Source organism: Chitinimonas sp., assembly GCF_036568685.1.
Lineage (GTDB): Bacteria > Pseudomonadota > Gammaproteobacteria > Burkholderiales > Chitinimonadaceae > Chitinimonas.
In genome coordinates, this window is sequence record NZ_DATCSC010000095.1 from 1 (window position 1) to 10,364 (window position 10,364).

Sequence of the window (10,364 nt, forward strand, 5' to 3'; positions counted from 1 at the left end):
GCGCGTCGAATACAACACCGAGCGACCACATAGTTCGCTGGGTTACCTGACCCCGACACAGTTCGCAGAGGCTTGCAAACGGGAGCGGGATTTAACAACGGACTCTAAAAGTGGTTCGTACTAAAGATGGGGGCAGGTCACCCGAGTAATGCGGGAACCTTGACGGGATTTCTCGTGGCGTGTCGGTGCGTTACCGCACATATTGTGTGAGCAGCTGCCGCCATCTATTCAAAACGCACGCGTGATGAGGTTTGAGGTATTCGCCCTTGTTGCCATAGGGTGTGTCAACCGTGCAACGACAGGTTTGAACCAAGGCAAGGATGAGTCGCGGCCGAAATCGCACGGAGAGTGGGGGCTGCTGCCAAAAAAAGCCCAGCCTGCGCATCTTTCGAAAGGGTAACCAGCGCGTGACTGAGCCTAAAGAACAGCATGCCCCGCCCGTCGCGTAAGGAGCGCGCTAAGCCGTTTGGTGTCCACCTGACATTTCGCCAGAGGGGCGCGGCGCGAAGGAAAGGAGACCGTTCTTGGTAAGTAGTGTGCGGCGATTGTCCCGCCGCGTCGGTATGTTCCCGTACCCAAGAGATAGGCTGCGGCGTTTATTACGGCACAATCTGTAAAATGAATCCGATCGCAAGGTTGGGCTAGGTTGGCTGGCGGGAAGGCGGTTGCAAGCGAGGAGGGCGCCCAAGTTGGGCCAGCTTGCAATGGGCGACGGGCCCTACTGCCGCGCCGCTTTTCGAATTCGCGGGCGACGCTTGTCAGCCTTGGTACACGAGGTGCGGCGGTATGCGGAAGTGGATGGCATACTGGTTGGCACACCGGGATTGGCGCCAAAAGAAAAGGCCCTGAATGATCAGGGCCTTTTCTTGATACTTGGCGGAGAGGGTGGGATTCGAACCCACGGTAGGCTTGCACCTACGCCTGATTTCGAGTCAGGTACATTCGACCACTCTGCCACCTCTCCGTCTCGAAGGCGCGCATTCTGGCAATCTGGCGGGGGCTTGTCAACACCTGTCCAAAATGTTTTTGCATGGCACAATCGCGTGCCATCCAAGGAAATGACATACGCATGCTGCGAAGACTTTGCTATCTGGCCATTGGCTTGTTGGTTGCCTGTACCGAGGCGCCGCCCGAGCCCGCCGTCACGCCCGTCGCGCCGTTGAGCAAGACGGGTGAGCTGGTCGTGCTGATACGCAATGGCGCCAGCAGCTTCTATGTCGACGCCGAGGGCAAATACGCCGGCCTGGATTACGATCTGGTCACCCGCTTTGCCGACAGCCTGGGGGTGAAGGTCCGTTTTGTAGTGGCGCCGCGGGTGCTGGAGATGCCTGAGCGGCTGTTGCAGCACGAAGCGCACATCGGGGTGGGGTTGCTGCAGGATACCGTGCCCGGGCTGAACTTCAGCGCCAGCTATCTGACCCACCAGCCGGTGCTGGTCTACCGTACGGCAGACCGGCGGCCCAAAGGGCTGGCAGACCTGGGGGAGGGCGTGGTGATGGTGGCCAGCGTATTCGCGCCCACCTTGCGTGACCTCGCCAAGCAGGAGCCCAAGCTGCAGTTCAGCGAGGCGCAACACCAGGATACCGAGGAACTGATCGACAAGGTCGAGAGCGGCTTGATTGATTACGCCGTGGTCGACGCCCAGGGCGCCGAGGTGGCGCTCAACTTCCACCCCGGGGTTGCGGTGGCCTTTCCCATCGCCCATACCTTGCCCATTGCCTGGGCCTGGCCAGATACGGCCAGCAAGGAATTCAATGAGCAGGTTCAGGCCTTCTTCAGCCGTATCCGCAAGGATGGCACCTTGGCCCGGCTGGTAGACCGCTACTACGGCCACGCCAACCGTCTGCAGCCTATTGATGCCACCACGTTTTTGAGCCGCCGCATTGCCGTGCTGCCCAAGTACCGCAACCTGTTCATCGAGGCCGAGGGGCGCTATGGCATAGATTGGCGCATGTTGGCGGCACTGAGCTATCAGGAATCGCATTGGGAGCCCTATGCCACCAGTGCCTACGGGGTGCGCGGCATGATGATGCTGACCACGGATACGGCCGACAAGCTGGGGGTGTCGGATCGGTTGGACGCGCGCCAGAGCATCATGGGGGGCGCCAAATACCTGTTGATGCTGAAGGACACGATACCGGCGCGCATACCGGAGCCGGACCGTACCTGGATCGCCATGGGGGCTTACAATATCGGCACCGCCCATATGGAAGATGCCCGCGTGCTGGCCCAAAGGCTGGGCAAGAACCCGGATAGCTGGAGCGATCTGAAGTCGGTGGTACCGCTGCTACGCAACTACGAGCACTTCAGCACCCTGAAATTCGGCTTTGCGCGAGGTGGCGAGACGGTGATCTTCGTGGAGAATGTGCGCAGCTACTACGATATCCTGGTCCGCTTCGAGCAACCGGAGCGCCCCATGTTCCCGCCATTTGACGAGCAGGTGTCGGTAGAAAATCCGGAAGGGGTGCGGCTGCGCATCGATGCCGGCAGCAAGGCGGTAAACTGAGCGGGCGGTGAGAGTGGCTGGCGCCCCCGCCGGGAATCGAACCCAGAATTGCCCCTTAGGAGGGGGCCGTTATATCCATTTAACTACAGAGGCGAGCCGGCCGGCATTCTACCGGAAAAGCGGCTGCCCGCCTGCTGTTTCACGCATAGGGTACCTATTGCTATGAAGTCCTTGTTCTTTGCTTTTCTGCTGGCCTGCGGGCTGTTTGCCCATGCTGATGTCGCCATTGGCGACCAGGCACCGGCCTTCTCCTTGAGCGACCAGACTGGCAAGTTGCGCAACAGCGATGAATTCCGCGGCAAGTGGCTGGTGCTCTATTTCTACCCCAAGGCCGGTACCCCCGGTTGCACCGAGGAGGCCTGCAGCTTCCGCGACGATATCGTGTTGCTGCGCGCGTTGGGCGCCGAGGTGGTAGGCATCAGTACCGACGATGTGGCAGCGATCCGTGAGTTCGGCAAGAAGCACGAGCTGCCCTTCACCCTGTTGGCTGACCCGGATGGCAAGGTCGCCGACCAGTACGGTACCCTGCTCAAGCTGGCTATCGCCAAATATGCCAAGCGCCATAGCTTTTTGATCGACCCGAGCGGCAAGATCGTGAAGCGCTACACCGATGTGGATACCAAGACCTACGCCAAGACCGTGCTGGCCGACCTGCGTAGCTACAGCGGAAAGCGCTGAGTGATGGAGATCAGCGTCCCGGCCCTGCTGTTCCCGGCCATCTCTTTGCTGCTCCTTGCCTATACCAACCGCTTCCTGGGTCTTTCGAGCGTGATACGTAAGCTCTATGAGGACTACAAGGCAGCCCCGGACCCCAAGATCCTGCGCCAGATCGCCAACCTGCGCCGGCGGGTGGCGCTGATCCGCAGCATGCAGGGGGTGGGCGTGGGTAGCTTGTTCCTGTGCGTGCTGTGCATGTTCCTGATCTATTTCGGCCTGCATACCGTGGCGCATGCAGTGTTCGGCATCAGCCTCCTGTGCCTCTTGCTGTCGCTGGGGCTCTCCATCACCGAGATCCGCATGTCCAGCGATGCACTGAATATCCTGCTGGCGGATATGGAAGAAGACCTGGCCCATCACGGCAACGGCTGAATACCTCGCCCATGACATTGGGCTAAGCATTTGCCGTAGCGCGTTCTATGATCAAGCATCGTTCGCGTTTGGAGTGCCGCCATGCCACCCGTGTCCCAAGCCTCGCGTATCGCCCTGACCCTGCTTTGCCTTGCGCCGACACTGGCGGCCCAGCCGCCTGCGCAAAAGACCAGTCCGCCGATTGCACAGGCCTGGTTGGATCTGGCGACTTACAGCGGTGGTATGCCCGGCATGCCGGGTGGTGCCGGTGGCATGCTGGGCAGCCTGTTCGGCGGTGGCAAGGGCGGCAACGTCTTTGGCAACACGCAGGCGGGGCCAGCGGGCCGCTGGCTGGATGTGACGCTCTATACCCGTAACAACACCAGCCTCAAGGAGGCACTGCAAAAGGTGCCCGAGGGCAGCAAGCTCGCGCCTACGCTCAAGCTGGTCAGTCCGGTGGAAGGCAAGCCGGTACCGGTGGAGCGCAGCGACGAGGTGACCGAGCAGCCGGAGTTCCAGCGACCCAAGGGCAAGATATCGCTGTATTGGGGCTGCGGGACCGAGGTCCGCAAAGGCCAGCCCAAGGTGCTGGATATGGCGACGGCCGATATGGGTGACTTCGCCAAGTTCTTCCAGAGCCGCCATGCCACTACCCGCGGTGCTCACAGCACGCCAGGCCGCCCCGTCTGGCCCAATAAGCCGGATGCCCGGCTGGTACCCGAAGGGGCCTCCCTGGTCGGTGAGCATGCCTTCAGTGGCGAGGGCGTGCCAGATGGCTTCAAGTTCAACATCGACCCCGAGCATGACCTGATGCCGGCGATCGAGCTCAAGCATGACGAAGCCGCCAATCGCTTCAGCTGGCAGGCCATACCCCAGGCCAAGGCCTATTTCCTGGCCAGCATGAGCGCACGCGGACAGGACGAGATGGTGATCTGGACCTCCAGCGAACAGCCGGATATCGGCTTTGGTCTGATCGACTACCAGCCCAATACTGCGGTGGACAAGTGGCTCAAGGAAAAGGTGCTGCTGAGCCCCAAGACCACCGAATGCAGCGCACCCAAGGAGGCGGTGGGGCAGGCTGGCATGGTACGGATGATTGCCTATGGCGAGGAACTGAACCTCGCCTACCCACCCAGGCCGAAGGACCCCAAAGCCGCATGGGAGCCGGTCTGGGCGGCCAAGCTACGACTCAAATCGGTGGCTACCAGCATCCTTGGCATGCCGGATATGAACAAGGCCATGGGGGAGGCTGCCAAGCAGCAAGTGGAGGAAAAGGCGAAGGCGCCCGGTGCAATCGACTTGCTCAAGGGTATCTTTGGCAAGTAAGCTCCGCCGGATAAAAAAAGAAGCGTATTCGGATGGGGCTATAAGCGCTGCTGACAATGTCCTGCAAAGTAGGGCTGGCCAGGGGTGCAAACGATGACGGTACTCAAGGTACGGCAAGTTTGCGCAACAATGCCAGAAGGGTGTTGTGAGCAGCACTACCGTCCCTTCCCCATGTCTGCCAACAAAAATAATGCCGGTCTCCGCAACATGGCAGTCACCGCTGCCGGGTTAAAATAAGCAAATGGATAAACTCGGTCATTACCGTATCGAAGCGACGCTCGGCCAGGGTGCGATGGGCGTGGTGTACCGCGCCACTGACGAGCGGCTGGAACGCACGGTAGCCCTCAAGGTACTGAGCCTGAGCCTGAGCAGCGAAGAGCGGGCTGAATACGCCGCCCGCCTGCAGCAGGAAGCCAAGTCGGCTGCGCGCCTCAATCACCCCAACATCATCACGGTCTATGACTGTGGCGATATCGACGACCACGCCTTCCTGGCGATTGAATTTGTCGATGGCAAGACCTTGCAATCGCTGCTGGCCAGCGGGGTAAAGATCTCCCCGGCCAAGCTGGTGAAGCTGGCGGGCCAGTTGTTTGGCGCGCTGGCCTATGCCCATGAACATGACGTCGTGCACCGCGACATCAAGCCGGCCAACTTGATGCTGACCCCGGATGGTCGGCTCAAGATCACAGACTTCGGCATTGCCCAACTGCCTACCAGTGACCTGACCCGCGTGGGTACGGTGGTCGGCTCGCCCCGCTACATGGCGCCAGAGCAGGTGGAAGGCAAAAAGCTCGATGGCCGGGCCGATATCTTCGCGGCCGGCATCGTGTTGTACGAGATACTGACGGGTAAGCGGCCTTTCGATGGTGAGCATGTCGCGACCATTGCTTACCGCATTCTGCATGAGACGCCCGAGGATATCCGCAGCATCAACCCGGATGTACCGGAATGGTTGGCCGAGCTGGTAATGCGTTGCCTGGAGAAAGATCCGGCCAACCGCTTCCAGACCGCCCGCGAGGCGCGCAGTGCCTTGCGCGAACAAGCTTCTACCGCTGCCGTGGTGGGGGGGAATGGTTCGGGCAACGGCAAGCCGGCAGAAGCCAATGGCGGTGAAGCTGCCCCCAAGGCAAGCAAACCGGTTGTAGAAGAAAGCACGGGCGGCAAGCGCAATCTTTTGCCCTGGCTGGGCCTTGGTGGCGTAGTCCTAGTGATCGCCTTGGGTGTTGGCCTCATGGGCCGCAAGCCGGCTAAGCCGGCCACCACGGTTGTGGAGGCCCCTGCTGCTGCGCCGGCAATTGAGCCGGAAGTGCTGCCACCACCGGGGGCGAGCGGTTCGCTGCCGGCTCAGGCCGCCATGCCCATGCAGCAGAATGTCGCGGCAGACGCGCCACCGCCGCCGTCCAAGATGCCTATCGATCCTAACGAGAACGCCAGGCCCAAGGCGGACTCCGAACAAGACAAGGCTGCGGCCAAAAAAGCCAAGACCAAGGGCAAGACGGCACAGGAAGCCGCGCCGGCCGCCGAGCCGCCCAAGCCCTTGGAGCATCACGAGCCACCGCCTCCGCCACCGAAGAAGGAGCCGGAGAAGAAGGCGCCGGTCGAGAAGCAGGACGATCGCTCCTTGCTGGAGCGCTTGGCGGGCTGTACGGCCGATGGGCAATGCCCCAAATCCAAGCTCCCACCCAAGCGGGATCGTTGATCAGGCACCCCCCAACGGGCAGCGGCAACGCTGCCCGTTTCTTTTGCCTGCATGCGATAGCGCTATGCCGGGAACGAAAGCGGAATCAATTTCCGCTGCATCGCCTATATGTTCGAATGGATGGAAACAGCCGCTGCTGAAGTGAAATGGTAAGTTTCATGAAAGCCTGATATGGGCTTATAGTAGGGGTCAACGCGGTAGGGCTGCATGTCCCGCCGACGTCCATAACAATCCAACGGAGACAACATGCTCAATCGGGTATCCATAGGCTCGCGGCTAGCCGCGTCCTTCGCTTTCGTCCTGCTGGGCTTTGGCATCGTGGTCGCGGTCGGCTGGTACAACCTTGGCGGTCTGCGCAATGCGCTCACCGGTGCCAGCTCACACAGCGAGATGGCCAAGCTCGCCACTTCGGTACAAGCCTCCCTGCTCAACCTAAGTGCCGCCACGCGCGCCCATGCCACCGTGGTGCTGCCCGACGCCATCGCCGCTGGCCAGAAGCAGATCGAAGCGGCCAAGCAGCAGCTGGCCCAGTCGGTCGGCGCGCTGGAGAAGATCGCCGCGAATGCGTCTCCGGAAGAGCAGGTGACGCTCAACGGTGCCATGGCCAAGATCAAGCCCTTGCCTGCCTCGGTGGACAAGTTCACCGATCAGGTGAAGCAGTTCTTCCAGAGCGAGGCGGTCAAGATCCTCAACGAACAGATCAATCCGCAGATCCAGGATGCCAATACCGCCTTGGCGACCTTTATCGCCGGGCAGGATCAGCAGATCCGTGCCAGCGCCGATAGTGCTGCCTCGGCCTATACCCGGGCGGTGACTGCACTGCTGGTGGTGGCCGGCGTGGTGGCGTTGACCGCCATCGTGCTCAGCTTGACCGTTACCCGCAGCGTGATCCAGCCGCTCAACCAGGCGGTAGTGGTGTCCAACCAGGTGGCACAAGGCAATCTGGCGGTACGGCTGCATACCGATGGCATGGACGAAACCGCCCAATTGTTGCGGGCCTTGCAGGCGATGACGCAGTCATTGGCCACGGCCGTCAGCACTGTGCGCGATGGCGCCGCCCAGGTTAGGCATACCTCGGCCTCGGTCAACAGCTCCACCGACCTGCTGACCGAACGCTTCCAGACTCAGTCGGACGCCACCGCCAGCATGGCAGCGGCGATCGAGCAGATGAGCGTGAGTACCTCGGTGGTGGCCAATTCAGCGCATGAGATGCAGGCGCGCTCGCGGCGTGGCCTGGAGCAGACCCGCGCCGGCATGAAGCAGACCGAGGATCTGGTCGGCAATATGCAGGCCATGCAAGACACCATCGCCACGCTGACCCAGTCGGTGCATGCCTTCGTGCAGCATGCCCAGTCCATCACCAGCATGACTGAGCAGGTCAAGGCCATTGCTGACCAGACCAACCTGCTGGCCCTCAATGCCGCTATCGAGGCGGCCCGTGCCGGCGAGACAGGGCGTGGCTTCGCCGTGGTAGCTGACGAAGTGCGCAAGCTGGCTGAGATGTCCAACCAGTCGGCTGGCAATATCGAACGCATTGCCGGGGAACTGACCCTGCAGTCGGGCGAGGTGGAGCAATCACTGCGACGTGGTCAGGAGGTGCTGGCCAGCAATGCCAGCGCCACCCAGGCGGTGGTGGCAGTGCTGGGCAAGTCCATCGAGGCGGCCGAGGAGGTCAGCGTCAGCGTCAACGAGATCGCCTCCGCCATGGATGAGCAAAAGCAGGTGACCCAGACCATCGCCGGCAATACCGAGCGCATTGCCACCATGGCCAGCGATAGCCTGCAGACCGTGGCTGCCTTGGCTGAGCACACCCACTCGCTGGAACAGGTGGCGCAGGAGCTAGCGGCGGCCATCGATCGCTTCCGATCCTGAGCCGAGAGCGCTGGAAGAAAAAAAGCCACGGCATGCCGTGGCTTTTTTCTTGCAGCGGAGGTGCCTTACTGCACGGCGACCGGAATCTTGCCGATCTTGGCCTGCCATTCGGCCGGGCCGGTCTTGTGGACCGAGCTGCCCAGCGAATCGACGGCGACCGTCACCGGCATATCCACCACGTCGAACTCGTAGATCGCTTCCATGCCCAGGTCGGCAAAGCCCACCACCTTGGCCCCCTTGATCGCCTTGGAGACAAGGTAGGCGGCGCCGCCAACAGCCATCAGGTAGGTCGACTGGTGCTTCTTGATGGCGTCAATGGCCACCGGACCACGCTCGGCCTTGCCCACCATACCCAAGAGGCCGGTCTGGGCCAGTACCTGCTCGGTGAACTTGTCCATGCGGGTGGCGGTGGTGGGGCCGGCTGGGCCGACCACTTCGTCGCGTACCGGGTCGACCGGACCGACGTAGTAGATAAAGCGGTTCTTGAAGTCCACCGGCAGGGCTTCGCCCTTGTTCAGCATGTCCACCATGCGCTTGTGGGCGGCATCGCGGCCGGTCAGCAGCTTGCCGTTCAACAGCAGGGTCTGGCCCGGCTTCCAACTGGCAACTTCTTCGCGGGTTACGGTATTGAGGTCCACGCGGGTGGCCTCGGCCGAGGGCTGCCAGGTAACGGCCGGCCAGTCTTCCAGCTTGGGGGCTTCCAACTGGGCCGGGCCCGAGCCGTCCAGCTCGAAGTGCACGTGGCGGGTGGCTGCGCAGTTGGGGATCATGGCTATCGGCAGCGAAGCGGCGTGGGTCGGATAGTCCAGGATCTTCACATCCAGCACGGTGGCAAGGCCACCTAGGCCCTGCGCGCCTATGCCGAGGGCGTTGACCTTCTCGAACAGCTCCAAGCGCAGCTCTTCCACCCGGTTGCTGGGGCCACGGGCGATCAGCTCCTGAATGTCGATCGGTTCCATCAGCGACTTCTTGGCCATCAGCATGGCCTTCTCGGCGGTACCGCCGATGCCGATGCCCAGCATGCCCGGTGGGCACCAGCCGGCGCCCATCAGCGGCACGGTCTTGAGCACCCAGTCCACGATGCTGTCGGACGGGTTGAGCATGGCGAACTTGGACTTGTTCTCGGAACCACCGCCCTTGGCGGCAATATGGACCTCCACGGTGTTGCCGGGGACGAACTCGAAGTGCGTCACCGCCGGGGTGTTGTCCTTGGTATTGCGGCGCAGACCGGCCGGGTCGGCCAGCACCGAGGCGCGCAGCTTGTTGTCCGGGTGCAGATAGGCCTTGCGGGTACCCTCGTTGACCATGTCCTCCACACCCATGGTGGCGTCGGCCCACTTCACATCCATGCCGATCTTGACGAAGGCGCAGACGATGCCGGTGTCCTGGCAGATCGGGCGGTGCCCTTCGGCACACATGCGGCTATTGGTCAGGATCTGGGCGATGGCGTCCTTGGCGGCCGGGCTCTCTTCCAGCTCGTAGGCGCGACCCAGGCTTTGGATATAGTCCTTGGGGTGGTAGTAGGAGATGTACTGCAGGGCATCGGCAATGCTGTCGATGAAGTCCTGCTGACGTATCACGGTCATGGCGGGCTCCAGGGGAGGTGCGATCGGGGGCCTGAATTCTAACAGAAGCGGGCGAGGCTCCGCGGTAGTGCGGGTGGTTTGACTACCTCGGCAGCTGCCCGCATCATCGCCTGGCCTTGTCAGAGCGCCGCTCCATAGCGGTGCCGCAAGCTAAATATACGAACGAGATGGAGTGACCGTGTACCAGACCCGCCTTGCCCCCGTGGCCAGCCTGCTCGCCCTTTGTCTTGCCGCCTGTGGAGGCGGTGGGGGTGGTAGTGGCGGCACGACCAATCCACCCACCACGCCCACCCGACCAGTGCTTGAC

General features: G+C 62.0%; 8 protein-coding genes and 2 tRNA genes. 7 read left to right on the plus strand and 3 right to left on the minus strand.

Annotated features, from left to right (window positions below):
* On the plus strand, positions 1–124 hold a 124-nt coding region (locus VIM95_RS23410), incomplete at its 5' end, for an integrase core domain-containing protein (RefSeq protein WP_414648469.1).
* 750 nt (positions 125–874) lie between these two features.
* Here VIM95_RS23410 and VIM95_RS14090 read toward each other — a convergent pair.
* Positions 875–964, minus strand: a tRNA-Ser gene (locus VIM95_RS14090).
* A 105-nt stretch (positions 965–1,069) separates the two neighbouring features.
* Between VIM95_RS14090 and mltF the strand changes: the two genes are divergently transcribed.
* Positions 1,070–2,506: a membrane-bound lytic murein transglycosylase MltF gene (gene mltF, locus VIM95_RS14095; protein WP_331986715.1), complete on the plus strand. Its 1,437-nt coding sequence runs from the start codon at positions 1,070–1,072 to the stop codon at positions 2,504–2,506.
* 18 nt (positions 2,507–2,524) lie between these two features.
* Here mltF and VIM95_RS14100 read toward each other — a convergent pair.
* Positions 2,525–2,599, minus strand: a tRNA-Arg gene (locus VIM95_RS14100).
* A 69-nt stretch (positions 2,600–2,668) separates the two neighbouring features.
* Between VIM95_RS14100 and VIM95_RS14105 the strand changes: the two genes are divergently transcribed.
* The 5 genes from VIM95_RS14105 (at position 2,669) to VIM95_RS14125 (ending at position 8,471) form a co-directional block, all read left to right on the plus strand.
* The gene (locus VIM95_RS14105; RefSeq protein ID WP_331986718.1) at positions 2,669–3,184 is read left to right on the plus strand and encodes a peroxiredoxin; all 516 of its coding nucleotides are present in this window, start codon (positions 2,669–2,671) and stop codon (positions 3,182–3,184) included.
* A gap of 3 nt (positions 3,185–3,187) precedes the next feature.
* A complete protein-coding gene (locus VIM95_RS14110) occupies positions 3,188–3,595 on the plus strand; it encodes a DUF2721 domain-containing protein (RefSeq protein ID WP_331986722.1) in 408 nt (135 codons plus the stop codon).
* An 81-nt stretch (positions 3,596–3,676) separates the two neighbouring features.
* Positions 3,677–4,900: a hypothetical protein gene (locus tag VIM95_RS14115; protein WP_331986725.1), complete on the plus strand. Its 1,224-nt coding sequence runs from the start codon at positions 3,677–3,679 to the stop codon at positions 4,898–4,900.
* Positions 4,901–5,141: 241 nt separating this feature from the next.
* Positions 5,142–6,599 (plus strand): serine/threonine-protein kinase, encoded by a 1,458-nt coding sequence (locus VIM95_RS14120; RefSeq protein ID WP_331986728.1) that lies wholly within the window; start codon positions 5,142–5,144, stop codon positions 6,597–6,599.
* 246 nt (positions 6,600–6,845) lie between these two features.
* Positions 6,846–8,471, plus strand: coding sequence for a methyl-accepting chemotaxis protein (locus VIM95_RS14125; protein ID WP_331986730.1), 1,626 nt, complete (start codon positions 6,846–6,848; stop codon positions 8,469–8,471).
* A gap of 65 nt (positions 8,472–8,536) precedes the next feature.
* Here VIM95_RS14125 and VIM95_RS14130 read toward each other — a convergent pair whose 3' ends face one another.
* Complete coding sequence (locus VIM95_RS14130; RefSeq protein WP_331986731.1) at positions 8,537–10,057, minus strand: fumarate hydratase; 1,521 nt, start codon at positions 10,055–10,057, stop codon at positions 8,537–8,539.
* Between the last annotated feature and the right edge of the window lie 307 nt (positions 10,058–10,364).

Bases quoted from the DNA above. Each gene is read 5' to 3' on its own strand.
- mltF (WP_331986715.1), top strand. From the start codon at position 1,070: ATGCTGCGAAGACTTTGCTATCTGGCCATTGGCTTGTTGGTTGCCTGT.
- VIM95_RS14105 (WP_331986718.1), top strand. From the start codon at position 2,669: ATGAAGTCCTTGTTCTTTGCTTTTCTGCTGGCCTGCGGGCTGTTTGCC.
- VIM95_RS14110 (WP_331986722.1), top strand. From the start codon at position 3,188: ATGGAGATCAGCGTCCCGGCCCTGCTGTTCCCGGCCATCTCTTTGCTG.
- VIM95_RS14115 (WP_331986725.1), top strand. From the start codon at position 3,677: ATGCCACCCGTGTCCCAAGCCTCGCGTATCGCCCTGACCCTGCTTTGC.
- VIM95_RS14120 (WP_331986728.1), top strand. From the start codon at position 5,142: ATGGATAAACTCGGTCATTACCGTATCGAAGCGACGCTCGGCCAGGGT.
- VIM95_RS14125 (WP_331986730.1), top strand. From the start codon at position 6,846: ATGCTCAATCGGGTATCCATAGGCTCGCGGCTAGCCGCGTCCTTCGCT.
- VIM95_RS14130 (WP_331986731.1), bottom strand. From the start codon at position 10,057: ATGACCGTGATACGTCAGCAGGACTTCATCGACAGCATTGCCGATGCC.